Source organism: Streptomyces sp. NPDC048514, assembly GCF_043199955.1.
In the GTDB taxonomy this organism is placed as follows: domain Bacteria; phylum Actinomycetota; class Actinomycetes; order Streptomycetales; family Streptomycetaceae; genus Streptomyces.
The window spans coordinates 104,213-119,646 of sequence record NZ_JBICWT010000009.1 but is presented as its reverse complement, the minus strand read 5'-3'; the positions used below and the strand labels follow the sequence as shown (position 1 = coordinate 119,646).

General features: G+C 72.2%; 14 protein-coding genes. 3 read left to right on the top strand and 11 right to left on the bottom strand.

Going from position 1 to position 15,434, the window contains the following annotated elements; translation table 11 throughout:
• Positions 1 to 29 precede the first annotated feature (29 nt).
• From ACGFT2_RS20920 to ACGFT2_RS20875, 10 genes are read right to left on the bottom strand one after another with little or no spacing between them, the layout of a single operon-like run.
• Positions 30 to 1,409 carry a methylaspartate mutase gene (locus tag ACGFT2_RS20920; RefSeq protein ID WP_393280297.1) on the bottom strand — a complete coding sequence of 460 codons (1,380 nt, stop codon included), beginning with the start codon at positions 1,407 to 1,409 and terminating at the stop codon, positions 30 to 32.
• Positions 1,406 to 1,900: a cobalamin-dependent protein gene (locus ACGFT2_RS20915; RefSeq protein ID WP_393280294.1), complete on the bottom strand. Its 495-nt coding sequence runs from the start codon at positions 1,898 to 1,900 to the stop codon at positions 1,406 to 1,408. Before ACGFT2_RS20915 ends, ACGFT2_RS20920 begins: the two co-directional genes overlap by 4 nt.
• 41 nt (positions 1,901 to 1,941) lie before the next feature.
• A complete protein-coding gene (locus tag ACGFT2_RS20910) occupies positions 1,942 to 2,460 on the bottom strand; it encodes a hypothetical protein (RefSeq protein WP_393280292.1) in 519 nt (172 codons plus the stop codon).
• A gap of 48 nt (positions 2,461 to 2,508) precedes the next feature.
• A complete protein-coding gene (locus ACGFT2_RS20905) occupies positions 2,509 to 3,774 on the bottom strand; it encodes an ATP-grasp domain-containing protein (RefSeq protein ID WP_393280289.1) in 1,266 nt (421 codons plus the stop codon).
• The gene (locus ACGFT2_RS20900; RefSeq protein WP_393280287.1) at positions 3,771 to 5,138 is read right to left on the bottom strand and encodes a TrpB-like pyridoxal phosphate-dependent enzyme; all 1,368 of its coding nucleotides are present in this window, start codon (positions 5,136 to 5,138) and stop codon (positions 3,771 to 3,773) included. The genes ACGFT2_RS20905 and ACGFT2_RS20900 overlap by 4 nt, the downstream gene beginning before the upstream one ends.
• A 14-nt stretch (positions 5,139 to 5,152) precedes the next feature.
• Positions 5,153 to 5,866: a transglutaminase family protein gene (locus ACGFT2_RS20895; protein WP_393280284.1), complete on the bottom strand. Its 714-nt coding sequence runs from the start codon at positions 5,864 to 5,866 to the stop codon at positions 5,153 to 5,155.
• 12 nt (positions 5,867 to 5,878) lie between these two features.
• On the bottom strand, positions 5,879 to 7,036 hold the full coding sequence (locus tag ACGFT2_RS20890; RefSeq protein WP_393280282.1) for an acyl-CoA dehydrogenase family protein: 1,158 nt from the start codon (positions 7,034 to 7,036) through the stop codon (positions 5,879 to 5,881).
• Between the two features lie 10 nt (positions 7,037 to 7,046).
• The gene (locus ACGFT2_RS20885) at positions 7,047 to 7,424 is read right to left on the bottom strand and encodes an ectoine synthase (protein WP_393280279.1); all 378 of its coding nucleotides are present in this window, start codon (positions 7,422 to 7,424) and stop codon (positions 7,047 to 7,049) included.
• A 23-nt stretch (positions 7,425 to 7,447) separates the two neighbouring features.
• A complete protein-coding gene (locus ACGFT2_RS20880; protein ID WP_393280277.1) occupies positions 7,448 to 7,723 on the bottom strand; it encodes an acyl carrier protein in 276 nt (91 codons plus the stop codon).
• Positions 7,720 to 9,138 carry an AMP-binding protein gene (locus ACGFT2_RS20875; protein WP_393280275.1) on the bottom strand — a complete coding sequence of 473 codons (1,419 nt, stop codon included), beginning with the start codon at positions 9,136 to 9,138 and terminating at the stop codon, positions 7,720 to 7,722. The genes ACGFT2_RS20880 and ACGFT2_RS20875 overlap by 4 nt, the downstream gene beginning before the upstream one ends.
• Positions 9,139 to 9,430: 292 nt before the next feature.
• Here ACGFT2_RS20875 and ACGFT2_RS20870 point away from each other — a divergent pair, with 292 nt between their 5' ends.
• The 3 genes from ACGFT2_RS20870 to pabB all read left to right on the top strand — a co-directional run bounded on the left by ACGFT2_RS20870 (position 9,431) and on the right by pabB (position 13,827).
• On the top strand, positions 9,431 to 10,636 hold the full coding sequence (locus ACGFT2_RS20870) for a cytochrome P450 (RefSeq protein ID WP_393280272.1): 1,206 nt from the start codon (positions 9,431 to 9,433) through the stop codon (positions 10,634 to 10,636).
• 213 nt (positions 10,637 to 10,849) lie between these two features.
• Entirely contained in the window at positions 10,850 to 11,716 is an 867-nt protein-coding gene (folP, locus tag ACGFT2_RS20865; RefSeq protein ID WP_393280269.1) for a dihydropteroate synthase, read from the top strand.
• 17 nt (positions 11,717 to 11,733) lie between these two features.
• Positions 11,734 to 13,827: an aminodeoxychorismate synthase component I gene (gene pabB / locus ACGFT2_RS20860; RefSeq protein WP_393280267.1), complete on the top strand. Its 2,094-nt coding sequence runs from the start codon at positions 11,734 to 11,736 to the stop codon at positions 13,825 to 13,827.
• Between the two features lie 165 nt (positions 13,828 to 13,992).
• On the opposite strand, the gene ACGFT2_RS20855 is transcribed toward pabB, so the two are convergent.
• Positions 13,993 to 15,402, bottom strand: a complete 1,410-nt coding sequence (locus ACGFT2_RS20855; protein ID WP_393280265.1) for a PLP-dependent aminotransferase family protein — start codon at positions 15,400 to 15,402, stop codon at positions 13,993 to 13,995.
• Positions 15,403 to 15,434: the final 32 nt, after the last annotated feature.

Here is a 15,434-nt window from a genome sequence, read left to right as displayed (position 1 = left end):
CCGGTGATCCGTGGTCGGGTGGTGCCGGGTCAGGGCCGTTGCTCCCCGAACAGGTCCGGGAAGTAGTAGATGTCCGCGGTGACGGCGTCGAGCATCTGCCCGATGGGTTCCCCGCCCCGGCCGCCCAGCAGATCGTCGTTGAGCCGCAGGGTGCGCCGCGAGAAGGGCAGGGACCCTGCGGACAGGTATCTGATCGCGCCGTCCCGGTCCCGGCCGGGAATGATCTGCGAGCGGGCGTGGCGGCTCGCGCTGAACGGGATGTCCAGCGTCCCCTCGGCGAACGCGTCGACGATGGCCGCCTTCAGGTCGCCGCCCCGGCCGAGCACCGGCGCGACGAGTTCGTCGACCTCGGCCAGGACACGGTCGCGTTCGGCGCCGACCCGGTCCTCGTCCACCGTCACGAAGCCCAGCAACGGGGAGTTGGCGCGGTCCGCCAGCCGGAGCCCCTCGACGTTGGCCCGGGTGTCCGGGATGCCCGCGGCCTCCTGGTGGGTCTTGGTGATCACCTTCCACGCTCCGCCCAGGCGGGCCACGAGCGCACCGTAGAGGATGAGGTCCTCCGCGTGCCGGCGCAGCCGCGGGAAGACGCCCATGAACTCGTGGAGGACCGCGGGCACCAGTACGTCCGGCCCCAGATATCTCGCCGCCAGCTCGGGAATCGCCCGGAGCGCCGCGACGTCCTGGATCAGGTGCCCCCCTTGCGGGTAGGCGATCGAGACGCAGCGCACGCCCGCCCGCACCGCCAGAACGGCTTCCAGTACGCTGACGGCCAGGCTGATGGACGGCGGGACCAGCACGGCGGTCAGGGTCCCGAACAGTTCCCGGTCGATCACCACCCCCAGATCCGCCAGCTCACCGCAGCGCCGGTCGACCGCCTCCCATGCCGCCAGCGACTCGGCCAGCGGAACCGCCTTGGAGTAGGGCAGGTTGTAGGAGATGCCGCCGCCCTCGAACGAGGTGATGCCGGACGCCACGGCCACCTCGAACAGCAGCCGGGCGTCGGGCGAGCCGTGCCGCACCTCCAACGGTGCGGACACGGCCTCGTTGAGGTCCCGGCCGCGACGCCAGCCGTGGGTCACCAGCGGGTATCCGTTGAGGTCCGCCGGATTCTCCCGCAGCGCGCGCCGGGCCTGCCCGAACCGCAGCAGGCGGGTGTGCGAGTCGATCGTGACGGTGAGGATGTCGGGCCCGGCCTCCGCTTCCAGTGCCGTCAGCAGCCGCTTCATCTCCCGGTGCCCGCCCACGCCGCAGCGCGGCTGGATCGCGACCCGGCCGGTGTCGTGCGCCTGCCGCAGCACCTGTTCCGCGGTGGGTTTGCCGAGCTGCCCGAGGTACGCCGCCGACTCGCGGAGCGAGGGCAGCGCCGGGCCCCCGGACAGGGCGGCGTCCAGCGGGAGCACGCCGTTCACGCGGCACCCAGCCCGTCCTGCCGCGGGGCGGGAGCCGCCGAACCGGCCCCGGCGGCGCGCAGTTCGTCGAGGACGGCCGGCAGCAGGGAAGGGTCGGTGACGATGCGGTCCACGCCGAGCGACAGGAGCCGCTCGGTCGCGGACGCGTCCTTGGTGCTGCCCACCGACAGGTTGCCACCGAGGACCACCGGGCACGCGATCGCTCCCGACGCGCGGGCCGCGGGCAGTTCCCTGAGGTCTTCGTAGGCATGCCCGTTCATGCTGCCGATGAGCACCGCCTCCGCCTCGGGGTGTTCCCGGCACGCCGCCGCGAACTCCTGGACCGGTGTACACGTCCCCAGGTTCACCACGTCGAAGCCGTGCGCGCGCAGGCCGTGGGCGATGAGGTGGTTGGCGACGGCGTGGCTGTCGCTCGCGGCCACACCGAGGATGACCAGCCTGCCTGCCGAGCCCGCGGCGCTACGGTGCGTCCGGTGTGCGGGATCTGTCACGGTCGCTCCTTCTGTGGGCATGGCGGAAGAGGAACAGACCCTCAGACGAGCTGCCCCGTGCAGGCGTCGTCCAGGTAGGCCTGCTTGGCGGCGGCGTCACGGGAGGACTGCAGATAGCGGGACCAGCCCCGGCGCTCGTGGGAGGTGGCGTCGAGCTCGACGACCTCCTGCGTGGCGCGCAGGGTGCCCGGCGCGGCCTGGTAGGGGCCGTAGCCCGACTCGTCCCGGGCGTAGATCGCCTGGCACATCTCGTTCTTGTTGCGCCAGACACACACGATCATGAAGTACTTGTCGCCGCACCGGTGGTTCAGGACGAACCCGAACTCCTTGCGGAACTCCAGCCGGCCCTCGGCCGCCTCGGTGCGCAGGAACGCGCGCGCCTCCTCGGTGACCTCGGGGGTGGCCTCCTGGTCCACGGCCCGGATGTCGTACCACTTCAGGCAGGCGTCCGGCAGGCCGAGGTGCTCGCCCGGGTGGATGCGCTTCTCGGTGTGCTTCCAGTCGGCGGGGTACTCGGCCAGCCGGTCCAGGTTCTCGACGGACATCGTCTCGACGGACATCTCTTCAGGCTCCTCGGTAAAGGGACGGAATGGGTGAACGGGTGCCGGTCAGCGGGCGTCGGCCGCGGTGGGCACCGGTGCCTCGTACAGGCCGGCGCGTTCCAGCTCCCGCAGCCGCCGGTAGTCGGCCTCGACCTGGCCGGCGTCCGGTGCGCTCAGGTAGACGTAGCCGGGCGAGCTGCCCAGGTCCACGGTGGGGTGGACGGCGGCGCCCTCCGGCGCGGCCAGGACCAGCTCGGTGAAGGACGGCAGGGCACGTACCGGGGCGAGCCGCCCGGCGTCGGGGATCACACCCTCGACCTCGCTGATCAGCGACACATAGCGCAACGGCCGGTCGATCCGGTACCGCGGCAGGGTGCCGTCCGTCAGGTCGCCGGGCCGGGCGATCACCTGGGCGAGCAGGTCGATCTGATTGGTGCCCAGGCAGCGGGAGACCACCTCCGGCGCGTGCGCGCCGCCGGGCCGGGCCGCGCACTCGACGAGTACCGGTCCGCCGGCAGTGAGCATGACCTCGGTGTGCGCCGCCCCGTTGTGGATCTCCAGCGCGTCCAGCACGGCCAGCGCGTACTCGGTGACCTGCTGGACACCCGGCGCGCCGGGCGGCACGGGCTCCTCGTAGTCGTACATCGGGACGGTGCCGGCGATCAGGGACTTGTGGTAGCGCCACACCTCCACCACATGGTGGGCACCGCCACGGCTGACGGTGTTCACGAAGTACTCCTCGCCGCGCAGGTACTGCTGGGCGAGCACCGTCGTGTTGCGGCCGCCGTAGCGGTCGGTGGCGGCGCTGATGCCGGCGAAGGCGGCGTCCAGCTGCTCGGCGGAGTGGCAGAAGTGCACCTGGTCCGTGCCGGCGCTGGCCCGCGGCTTGAGTACCACGGGCCACTCGCCCCTGCCGTGCACCCAGTCCCGCAGCTCGGGCAGCGAGCCGGTCACGAGCGACGCCGCCGTGGCCAGGCCCGCGGCGGCCACGGCCTGCGCCATCGCGTACTTGTCGCGGCGGGCGGCAGGCCGGGCCATGCCGTTCCCCGGAGTCCCGAGCGCGGCGGAGAGGGCGTCGGCCAGCAGCACGCCGGACTCGGTGCCCGCGACGACGAAGTCGACGCCGTGCTCGCGCAGCGCCTCCGCGGTGGCCGTCACGTCACCCGTGTGCACGAGGTCCGCCCCGCCCCCTCCCGCGCCGTCGGAGAAGACGCCGTCCGGGGTGTCGGAGCGTACGACGACACTGCCCAGACCCTGCCGGGCCAGCGCGCCGGGAAGGTGGGCGCCGATGCCGTCGGCGTCGACGACGGCGACCGTGCGGGAAGGGATCATCCCAGGTCCAGCCGCGGAATGCCGTCGGCCGCGTCGGCCAGCAGCGCCTCGTCCGGACGGTCGTCGGCCAGCGTGCCGGCGAAGTAGCGCTCGTAGGCGGCGAGGTCGAAGTGACCGTGGCCGGAGAGGCCGAACAGGATCGTCTTGGCGGTGCCCTCCTCGCGGCAGCGCAGCGCCTCGTCGATCGCCACCCGGACGGCGTGCGTGGACTCGGGGGCCGGGACGATGCCCTCGCTGCGGGCGAACTGCACGCCGGCCTCGAAGCACGCGGTCTGCGGCACCGCCGTCGCCTCCATCAGGCCGTCCTCCACGCATCGGCTGACCAGCGGGCCGATGCCGTGGGCGCGCAGTCCGCCCGCGTGCACGGCCGGGGGCACGAACCCGTGTCCCAGCGTGTGCATCCGGAACAGCGGGCCCAGCCGGCCGGTGTCCGCGTAGTCGTAGGCGATGGTGCCCTGGGTGAGGGTCGGGCAGGCGGCCGGCTCCACGGCGATGACCCGCACCTTGCGGCCGCCGCGCAGCTGCTCGCCGAGGAACGGGAACGACAGGCCGGCCAGGTTGCTGCCGCCGCCGGAGCAGCCCACGACGATGTCGGGGTAGTCCTCGGCCAGCTCCATCTGCCGGATGGCCTCCTGGCCGATGACCGTCTGGTGCAGCAGGACGTGATTGGCCGCGCTGCCGAGGACGTAACCGAGGGAGGGATCCTGGGCGAAGGCCTCCAGCGCCTCCGAGGTGGCGATGCCCAGGCTGCCCGGGCAGTCGGGGTCGTCGGCCAGGATCTTCCGGCCGACCTCGGTCTCCGTGCTGGGGCTGGCCACACACTCGCCGCCGTAGGTCTCCATCAGGGCCCGGCGGTACGGCTTCTGCTCGAAGCTCACCTTGACCATGTAGACCTTGGCGGTCATCCCGAAGAACGAGGCGGCCAGCGCGGTGGCGCTGCCCCACTGCCCGGCACCGGTCTCGGTGACCAGCCCGGTCTTTCCGGCGAGCTTGTTGTAGTAGGCCTGCGGAATGGCGGTGTTCGGCTTGTGGCTGCCGGTCGGGGCTCCGCCCTCGTACTTGTAGTAGATGCGGGCCGGAGTGCCCAGTTCGCGCTCCAGCCGGCGGGCGCGGAAGAGCGGTGCGGGCCGCCACAGCGCGTACAGCTCCCGGACCGCCTCCGGGATCTCGATCTCACGCTCGGTGCTCAGCTCCTGCTCGATGAGCGGCTCCGGCATCGTGTGCGCCATCTCCGCGCGCGTCAGCGGCTGATGCGTCCGCGGGTTGAGCGGCGCCGCCACCGCGGGCCCCGGCAGGTCCGCCGCCAGGTTGTACCACGTCGTCGGGGCCTCGTTCTCGGCGAGCGAGAACCGCGTCCTGTCCATGCTGGAATTCCTTTTCAGAGCGTCGGACCGGCCGCCTCGGCGACCAGGGATCCGGAAGCGGTGGTGTGCGAGCCGGCGAACAGCCTGGGATGGGCGGTCCTGATCCCCTCGTACACGAGGTCGTAGGGCACGTCGTCGAACTCGCCGTGGACGTGGAGGAACTCCATGTGCCGCCGGTTCTGTTCGTCGAAGGGGTGGTAGAGGCTGTCGCTGCGCCCGTCGAACTCGAGCGGCTTGATGCCGTACAGCTTGCAGAGCATCTTGTTGAACACCGGGGTGGCCTTGACCCAGCGGCCGCCGAGCCGTACCACGGCGAGGCTGTGGAAGCGGAAGACGTCCCCGCCGACCAGTTCGCGCAGCCGGGGAGAGGCCAGGTGGTTGCGCACGTCCCCGTAGTAGAGCCGGCTGGGGACGCCCACCGACCGCACGGCGGCCGCGTAGAGGATGGACTTGTGGACGCAGAAGCCGTAGCCGCGGTCGAGCACACCGCTCGCGCTCAGACCGGTACGGGTCAGGTCGGCGCCGTACACCTCGTACGGGATGGTGTCACGGACGGCGTAGTACAGCGCGACCGCGTTGCGCCGGGCGCGTTCGGCGTCGTCGTCGACGCCCTCGCCCTCGGGTACGTCCCCTGCGGGAAGCACCTGTTCGACGAATGCGCGGACCACGGGTGACGTGTGGTCCAGGAATTCCGTCGGCGCCAGCGGCGCGTCCAGGGTCTCTGCCATGTCTGCCCCTTCCTAGTTCCGGGTGAGGGGACGGTCGAGCCCCATGAGGACGGCGAGTCGCTCGCGCTGGATCTCCGACGTTCCGGAGTAGATCGTGCCGCCCACGGCGTCCCGCAGTTCCTTCTCCAGGCCGTACTCGGTCGTGTAGCCGTAGCCGCCGAAGATCTGGACCGCCGCCAGTGCCGATCGCACGTTCCCCTCGCTGACGATCAGCTTGGTGGTGGCGATGTCGGCGGCCACGTCCTCGCGGGACTGTGCCTTCAGTGCGGTGTCGTGGACCCACTTGCGGGCGGTCTCCACGTCGATGTGCAGGTCCACGAGCTTGTGGGAGACGGCCTGGTGGGAGCCGATGTGGGTGCCGAACTGCCGTCGGCTGCGGGCGTACCGGACGCACCGCTCCAGGCGCCTGCGCATCTCGCCCGTCGTGACGGCGAACCCGCAGAGGATCTCCCACTGCATCACGTGGTCGAACACCAGGAAGCCCGCGCCGACTCCGCCGATCACGTGGTCGCGGGGCACCCGGACGTCGTCCAGGAACACCTCGGCCAGCGGTGACGTCCGCAGGCCCAGCTTCCCGACCGGCTGTCCGACCGACAGGCCGGGGCTGTCCCGGCGCACCAGGAACGCCGAGAGGCCGCCGATGTCACCGGGTTCGCCGGTGCGTGCGTAGACCACGATCACGTCGGCGATGGGCCCGTTGCTGACGAACGCCTTGCTGCCGTTGAGTACGAAGTCGTCGCCGTCCACGACGGCGCTCGTCCGCATGCTCGTCATGTCCGACCCGCCGCCGGGCTCGGTGATGGCATGCGCGCCGATCGTGGTGCCGGCACAGATCCCGGGCATGTAACGGGACTTGAGCGCGGCCGAGCCGAACCTCTGCAGCGGGACGCCGGTGCTCACGAGGTGGGTGGTGGCGGAGAAGCTCAGTCCCGCGTCGTGGCAGCCGTACCCGAGTTCCTCCAGGACGGCGACCGTGGTGACCAGGTCCTTGCCCAGACCGCCCCACTCGGTGGTGAACGGCAGCCCGAACAGGCCTACGCCGGCGAGTCGTTGCCAGCCGTCCGTGTCGAACGTACCGGTGCTGTCGCGCTCGATGTGTCCGGTGCCGACGGATCCGGACACCTCACGGATCGCGCGGCGCAGTTCTTGTTGCTCGTCGTTCCAGGGCATCGCCGTCTCCTCAGTAGTGGGAGAAGCCGTCGGAGTCGAGGTCGTGCCGCTCGTCCCCTCGCAGTGGCGGGTTGAAGACGCTGATCAGCTCCAGGTCGCCCTCGGGGTCGGCGATCAGGTAGTGGGCGTCGTGCCGGTCGAGCGCGTACAGCGCGCCGGGCCGGATGTCGTGCCCGACACTGCCGTCGGCGGCCTCCACCCGGCCGGAGCCGGCGATGCAGTAGCAGGCCTCCAGGTGACGCCGGTACTCCAGCATCGACTTGGTGCCCGCCTTCACGATGGTGTGGCAGACGGTGAAGCCCATCCGGTCGTTCTCCACCACCATGCGGTAGCTGAGGCCGTTGCCCCACTCGACCGGCTGGACGTCGTTCTTCTCACGTACGAACACGTGCTTTCCCCGTTGCTCTCGAATCAGTTGGCCGGAAGGGATGACGCGGCGGCGGACTGGCGGTGCCGCTCGATCAGCGCGACGATCGCCGCCACCGAACGGAAGTCGTCCGGGGTGACGTCCAGGTCCCCGAAGGGGATGTCGTAGCGGTTGCCGAGCCAGGTGATGAGCCTGAGCAGTTGCAGGCTGGACACCACTCCGTTGCGCAGCAGGTCGTAGGAGTCCTCCAGCTCCTCGGGAGGAGTGCCGGGCAGGTACTCGTCCACGATGTGCTGGGTGATCTCACGGTTCAGACTCATGTCACATGCTCCTGGAGACGGCGACGGTCCACCTTTCCGGTCGGCCCCACGGGCAGCGGACCGGCGATCAGATGGAAGCGGCTGGGGATCGCCACCCGGTTGAGCCGGGCGGCGCAGAGGGTGCGCAGCTTCAGGCCGGTCACCTCGTCGCTGCTGGGACGTACGAAGGCGTGCAGGACCACGCCCGCCTCCGGATCGGGGAGGGCGACGACGGCCGACTCGCCGACTCCGGGACAGCCGGCGAGCACCCGCTCGACCTCCTCCACGTTCACGCGGACGCCGCGCACCTTGACCTGGAAGTCGGTGCGGCCCACGAGCCGGAGCCGGCCGTCGGCTCCGCGCTCGACGAGGTCGCCGGTCCGGTACCAGGTGCGGCCGTCGCGTCGCAGGAACCGCTCGGACCCCGCGGGCTCGGCGAGGTAGCCCGGTGTCTGGAACGGCGTCGACACGATCAGTTCGCCGCTGCCCGGGCCGGTGACGTCCCGGTCGCCGTCCAGCACCGCGATCAGGGTGCCCGGGACCGGCTCTCCCAGGGGCAGCACCTCCGCTTCCGCCTCCTCGGCGGGGGCGAAGGAGTGGAGCATGCTGTCGTTGGTCTCGGTGCAGCCGTAGACGTTGTGCAGCCGTGCGCGCGGGAAGAGCCGCGGCAGTTGCCGGCGCACCGCCCGGGCCAGGTGGTCGCCGGTGAGCAGAACGTGCCGGACGTCGTCGGAGCAGGTGTCCTCGCCCGCCTCGGCGAGCAGCCGGAACAGCAGTGGCACCCCCTGCACGACGTGCGGACGTCCCTCTCGCACGAGGCGCGCCAGATACCCGCCGTCGGCGGCACGCGCGGGGTCGACCGGGAGCACACGGCCGCCGTGCCGCAGGGTGGCCCAGACGTCCAGCAGGCACAGGTCGAAGTTGAGCGGCGCGTGGTTGAGCACCCGGCTGTCGCCGTCCAGGCCGAAGCACGAGCCCGCCCACGCGGTGAAGGCGTCGAGCGCCGCCGCCGTCAGCGGGACGAGTTTGGGCACCCCGGTCGATCCGGAGGTGGTGAGGATCAGGGCGGTGTCCCCCGGCACGGCCGCGGGGGCCTCCGCCGCGGCCGGCAGCCGCGTCCACACCGTCCGGTCACCGGTCACCGTGGCCAGTGCCTGGGCCCCGGCGCGCCGCAGCAGGGTGGACGCGGTGGCCTCGCCGAGGTCCGCGGAGATCACCAGCAGCGGGCGGCCGGTCGCCAGGCAGGCCAGGATCAGGGCGATCGAGGCGGGTGTCTTGGCCGCCGCGGCCAGGGCCAGCGGGCGGTCCGCGGCGAACATGGAGTCGAGCGTGGCCGCGGTGTGTTCCGTCAGCGCCGCGAGTTCGCCGTAGGTGACGTCCGCACCCTCGGCGGCCGCGCCCGCCAGGGCCACCGCGCCGGGGCGCAGCGCTGCCACGGCGAGAATGTCACTCGCGAGTCTTCCCGACACGTTTCCCCCGGTCAGTTCGGTACCTGTGCGGTGGCGAAGGGCGGTCCGGTGAGCCGTGCCCCGGTCCTTGTGCACCGTCGCCGAGGAGTCTGCGGCCTCCCGCCGCGCCCCGTCTTCCGACCGGTGGCGGGGCCGGTACCTGTACTCCCGGTCGGGTCGGCGCGGCCGTGAGCTGGACCTGGATCCGAAGACGGCGCACCGGCACGCCGTCAGACTGCACGTGATGCGCACCCGTCGCCGTCGAGGAGGAATCACCATCGTGACCAGTGCGGATACTTCCCCTCAGAGCTTCCCGTTCGCCCCGGGTCCGACGGGCGAGCCGCCCGCGGAGCTGGGCGGCCTGCGGGCCCGGTGCCCGGTCAGCCGGGTACGGCTGCCCAGCGGGGACGAGGCCTGGGCGGTGACGGGTTACGACGAGGTGATGGCCGCCCTCTCCGACGGCCGCCTGTCCAGAGCCGCGCTCCGGGAACCGGGCGCGGTGCGGGTCGTGAACGGCCCGGACTTCGGTGACAACCCGTTCAGTCTCTTCAACCTGGAGGGCCCCGACCACGCCCGGCTGCGCAGGCTGATCGGCCAGGCGTTCTCGCCGCGGCGGGCGGCCGAGATCCGGCCGCGGGTCCAGGAGATCGCCGACGAGCTCGTCGACCGGCTCCTGGGGCTGCCGCAACCGGTCGATCTGTACGCCGAGTTCTGCGCCCTGCTGCCGATCTGGGTGGTCTGCGAGATCGTCGGGGCGCCGGTGGCCGACCGGGAGCGGATCAAGGACTGGACGGAGACGCTCATGAGCGTCACCTCGAACGAGCGCCGGCTGGCCGCCCGGGAGGCGTTCACCGGCTACGTCGGGGGACTGGTGGCCGCGAGGCGCGAGGAGCCCCGCGACGACCTGCTCAGCACGCTGGTGCAGGCCCGGGACGACAACGACCGCCTCACCGAGGGGGAGTTGACCTGGCTGGGCGCGGAACTGCTGCTGGCGGGGCACGACACCACGGTCAACACCCTGGGCCGGGGCGTCTTCCAGCTGCTGCGCCACCGCGAGCAGTGGGAGCTGCTCACGGCCCGGCCCGACGAACTGACCCCGTCGGCCACCGAGGAGGTCTTCCGTTACGCACCGCCCTCGGACGCGGGTCTGCTGCGCATCGCGGTCGAGGACCTGGAACTGGGCGGAACCCGGATCGGCAAGGGCGAGGGCGTCATCCCGCTGATGCACGCGTCGTCCCGTGACGAGCGGCGGTTCGCCGACCCGGACCGTTTCGACATCACCCGCACCGACAATCGCCACCTGGTGTTCGGCTACGGCCCCCACCACTGCCCGGCGGCCGGCGTGGGGCGCATGGAGGTCCAGGTCGCCCTGGGCACGCTGGCCCGGCGGCTGCCCGGCCTCGCACTCGCGGTGGAGCCGGACGCGGTCCGGTGGCGGGGCGGCCACATCACCCTGCGGCCCGACGCGGTGCCGGTGACCTTCTGATCCGAGCGGCCGGTGATCGGCAGACCGACGACCCGGTCACCGGCCGACCGGCCACCTGGTGATCGGCTGACCGGCCACCTGGTGATCGGCAAACTCCGCATCTCGGAAGATACTGCCGAATGATCGCGCGAAAGACCGAAGAACCTTTCGCCGTGGACTCGTTCTGTGCGTAATCTTGCGGTGCTGAACCGCTTTTGGAGGATGGAGGATCTCATGGCCCCCTTGGCCCTCGGTGAGCCCTTGCGGGCCGGCGACCGCCGTGGACCGCTGCTCGTCGGCATCGTCAACATCACGGAGGACTCGTTCTCCGACGGCGGCCGCTACCTGGACGCCGAGGCGGCCGTCCGGCAGGCGCTGCACCTGCGGACGCAGGGGGCCGACATCGTCGAGCTCGGTCCCGCGGCCAGCAACCCGGACTCCGCACGCGTCCCGGCGCAGGAGGAGTGCGGACGCCTGGCCCCCGTACTGGACCGGCTGGCCGCCGAGAACATACCGACCTCGGTCGACTCGTTCCTCCCCGAGACACAGCGCTTCGCCCTCACCCGCGGGGTCTCCTACCTGAACGACATCCAGGGCTTCCCCCACCCGGAGGCGTACGAGGCACTGGCGGCGGCGCGCTGCGGGCTGGTCGTCATGCACTCGGTGCAGCGACTGGGACCCGCCACCCGGGTACCGACGGACCCGGCCGAAGTCTGGGACGGCATCCTGGAGTTCTTCACCGAGCGCCTGGCCGCCCTGCAGGCCGCTGGTGTCGCCCGCGACCGGCTGGTCGTCGATCCGGGGCTCGGCTACTTCCTGGGCAGCAACCCGGAGACGTCGTTCGCCGTGCTGAGCGGAGTCCGGCTGCTCAAGGAGCAGTTCGCGCTGCCCGTCATGATCTCCGCGTCACGCAAGTCGTTCCTGCGGTCGGTGACCGGACGTGGGATCGCCCAGAGCGGGCCGGCGACCCTGGCCGCCGAGATGCACGCGGCCCTGGACGGGGCGGACTTCATCCGCACCCATGACGTCGGCGCGCTGCACGACGCCCTGACCGTCTTCGGCGCGGTCGCCGAACACGCCTCCGTGCTGCGGGCACGATGAGCACGGGGGAACAGGCAGTGGCGACCCGCACGCTCCTCATCGACAACTACGACTCCTTCACCTACAACCTCCATCAGCTCCTGACGGAGGTGAACGGACAGGAGCCGGTGGTCGTCCGCAACGACGCCGACTGGTCGGTCCTGGACCTGCGGGACTTCGACAACGTCGTGATCTCGCCCGGGCCGGGCCGGCCGGACCGGCACCAGGACTTCGGCATCTGCGCCCAGGCGGTCCTGGAGTGGGACCTTCCGCTCCTCGGGGTGTGTCTGGGCCACCAGGGCATCTGCCATCTCCTGGGCGCCGAGGTGCGGCAGGCACCGGAGCCCCGCCACGGCCGCCTCTCCCAGGTCGCCCACACCGGCCGTGACCTCTTCGCGGGCCTGCCGTCACCCTTCTCCGTGGTGCGCTACCACTCCCTGGCCGTCACCTCGACGCCCGAGGAGCTGGAGGAACTGGCCTGGTCCGAGGACGGCGTGCTCATGGGCGTCCGCCACCGCACCCGGCCGCTGTGGGGCGTGCAGTTCCACCCGGAGTCCATCAGCACGGAGTACGGCCGGGAACTGCTGGCCAACTTCCGCGACCTCTCGCACAGCTGGAACCGCAGCCACGGACGCCCCCGGGCGGCGGGCCCGGCGACGGACCGTGACCTGCCGTACCACCTGCACGTCCGCAGCCTGCCCTGGGCGCCCGATACGGAGGCCGCCTACACCGCGCTCTTCGCCGACGCCCCGCACGGCTTCTGGCTGGACAGCGGCGGCGGCGCCCGGCAGGGTGCGCGCTTCTCCGTGATGGGTGACGGCTCCGGGCCGCTCGGCGAGTACGTCACCTACCGGGCCGCGGACCGGCTCGTCGAGGTGGAGCGCACCGGCCGGCCCACGCGGCGGGTGCGCAGTACGTTCTTCGAGTACCTCGACGCCGAGCTGCGTGCCCGGCACATCGACACCGGTACCGGCCTGCCCTTCGGCTTCCGGCTCGGCTATGTCGGCTACCTCGGCTACGAACTCAAGGCCGACCTCGGCATGCGCACCACGCACACCGCCGAGACCCCCGACGCCGCCCTGGTCTTCGCCGACCGGGCGCTGGTCGTCGACCACGCCGAGCAGACCTGTCACCTGCTCAGGCTCAGCCGTCACGAGGCCGACGCGGAGGTGGACGAGTGGTTCGGCACGGCCGCCGAACGGCTGCGCGCCCTGCCGTACGCGCCCGGCGAGGACGACGGCACACCGCAGGCGGCCCGGTCCGCCGTGGACGTGGAGCTGCGCCACGCCAAGGGCGCCTACCTCAGGATGATCGGGGAGTGCCTGGAGGAGCTGCGTCACGGCGAGTCCTACGAGATCTGCCTGTCGAACATGGCGGTCGCCGAGACCGACGTCGATCCGCTGCACACCTACTCCACGCTGCGGCGCATCAGTCCGGTGCCCTACGGGGCGCTGCTCGACTTCCCGGGCGTGGCCGTGCTCAGCGCCTCGCCGGAGAGATTCGTGACCGTCGATCCCGACGGCTCCGTCACCTCGGGGCCGATCAAGGGGACGCGTCCGCGGGGGACCACCGAGGCGGAGGACGCGCGGCTGCGGGACGGTCTGGCGGGCAGCGAGAAGGACCGGGCCGAGAACCTGATGATCGTGGACCTGGTCCGCAACGACCTGAACGTCGTCTGCCGGCCCGGCTCGGTCCACGTGCCCGTGCTGTGCGGGGTGGAGAGCTTCCCGCAGGTGCACCATCTCGTCTCCACCGTCCGCGGCACCCTGCGCGACGGGCTGTCGGCGGTGGACTGCGTGCGGGCGGCCTTCCCCGCCGGCTCCATGACCGGCGCGCCCAAGCTGCGGACCATGGAGATCATCGACCGGCTCGAACAGGGCCCCCGCGGCGTGTACTCGGGTGCGGTCGGCTGGTTCTCGCTCGGCGGCGGCTGCGATCTCAGTGTCGTCAACCGCACCATCGTGGCCACGGCCGGCGCCGTCAGCTACGGCGTGGGCGGCGCCGTCGTGGCGCTGTCCGACCCGGTGGAGGAGTTCGACGAGACGATGGTGAAGGCACGCGCGATGGTGGCGGCGCTCGCGACCGGGCGGCCACAACTGCCCGACGCCCTCGCCCCCGTGTGCGGGAAGTAGACGGTGCGCAAACCTCTCGGGTGAGGGCCCCCGCCGGCCGGCCCGGCCGGCGGGGGCCCTCACCCGCGGCCGGCCGGATCGCCGAAGGACCCGACGCGGCACCGCGGACCTCGGCCCCGGGTACGCCTCTCGGCCCTGCCCCGGGTCCGGCCCCGCCCCGGCCGCTCAGCCGCCCGTCAGCAGGTCGCCGACCGCGGCGATGCCGGCGCTGATGGCACGTTCCCCGACATTGCCGAAGCCGAGGACGAGTTGGGCCGGTGCGGGCGACTGCGACGTACGGCAGGCGCTCATGCCGTACAGGCCGACCGAACGGGCCCGGGCGGCGGCGGTCACCGTCCGCTCGTCGGCGCCCTCTCCCAGGTGGGCGACGGCATGGAAGCCCGCGGCGAGGCCCGTCACGGCCACGCCCGGGGCGTGTTCCCGAAGCGCCGTGACCAGCGCTGTGCGCCGTGCCGAGTACGTCGTCCGCATGCGGCGCAGATGCCGGTCGAACCGGCCGGACTCGATCATCCTGGCGAGGGCGAGCTGGTCGAGGACGGGTGAGCCGCGGTCGCTGACGTGCTTGACCGACACGAGGGTCTCGGTGAGCGCCGGCGGGCACAGCAGCCAGCCGATGCGCAGGGCCGGTGCCAGGGACTTGCTGACGGTGCTGATGGAGACGACCCGGTCCGCCGCGAGCCCCTGCAGAGCCCCGACCGGTTCACGGTCGTAGCGGAACTCGGCGTCGTAGTCGTCCTCGATGACGAACGCGTCGTGGCCGGCCGCCCACTCGATCAGGGCCAGCCGCCGCTCGGGACCGAGCACCACGCCGGTCGGCCACTGGTGTGCCGGGGTGACGACGACGGCCCGCGCCCCGGTGGCGGCCAACGCCCCTACGTCGATGCCGCGTTCGTCCACGGGCACCGGCACCGTCTCCAGCCCCGCCGCCGCGGCGGCCGCGCGGACGGAGGCGGGCGAGCCGGGGTCCTCGTAGGCGACGGACCGCACACCGCCCCGTGCGAGGGCCTGCAGGGCCAGCGACAGGCCCTGGGCGTACCCCGAGCAGATCACGGTGTGCTCGGGGTCGGCAGCGGCGGCACGCAACCGGCGTGCGTAGCCCGCGACGACCTCACGGAGCACCGCGCTGCCGCGGGGGTCGCCGTAGTCCAGGTCCGCCACGGGCATCCGACGGCCCGCCTCCCGCACGGCCCACAGCCAGTCGGCGAGGGGAAACGCACTCAGGTCCGGTACGCCCCAGCGGAAGTCGGCCGGCAGGCGCGGCGGCGTCCCGGCCGGCGGTGGCGGCGGCGCGGCCGGGGGACAGGCTCCGGCGGCCACGCGGGTGCCTGAGCCCACGCGCGCCGTCAGATAGCCCTCGGCGCGCAGCTGGGCGTAGGCCTCCTGCACCAGCCCCCTCGACAACCCCAGTGTGCCGGCCAGTTCACGGGACGGCGGAAGCCGCTCGCCGACCCGCAGCCGGCGGGTGCGGATCGCCTCGCGCACCTGGCGTTCCAACTGGGAGCGCAGGGGTTCGTCACTCGCGCGGTCGAGGACGACGGGCAGGTCCGGCGACACATTGGCCCACTCAGGTGACATGGAATTGGAGCTTACCGGTGAGCTTCCTGACG

Bases quoted from the DNA above. Each gene is read 5' to 3' on its own strand.
- ACGFT2_RS20910 (WP_393280292.1), bottom strand. From the start codon at position 2,460: ATGTCCGTCGAGACGATGTCCGTCGAGAACCTGGACCGGCTGGCCGAG.
- ACGFT2_RS20855 (WP_393280265.1), bottom strand. From the start codon at position 15,402: ATGTCACCTGAGTGGGCCAATGTGTCGCCGGACCTGCCCGTCGTCCTC.
- ACGFT2_RS20880 (WP_393280277.1), bottom strand. From the start codon at position 7,723: ATGAGTCTGAACCGTGAGATCACCCAGCACATCGTGGACGAGTACCTG.
- ACGFT2_RS20905 (WP_393280289.1), bottom strand. From the start codon at position 3,774: ATGATCCCTTCCCGCACGGTCGCCGTCGTCGACGCCGACGGCATCGGC.
- ACGFT2_RS20890 (WP_393280282.1), bottom strand. From the start codon at position 7,036: ATGCCCTGGAACGACGAGCAACAAGAACTGCGCCGCGCGATCCGTGAG.
- ACGFT2_RS20895 (WP_393280284.1), bottom strand. From the start codon at position 5,866: ATGGCAGAGACCCTGGACGCGCCGCTGGCGCCGACGGAATTCCTGGAC.
- folP (WP_393280269.1), top strand. From the start codon at position 10,850: ATGGCCCCCTTGGCCCTCGGTGAGCCCTTGCGGGCCGGCGACCGCCGT.
- ACGFT2_RS20900 (WP_393280287.1), bottom strand. From the start codon at position 5,138: ATGGACAGGACGCGGTTCTCGCTCGCCGAGAACGAGGCCCCGACGACG.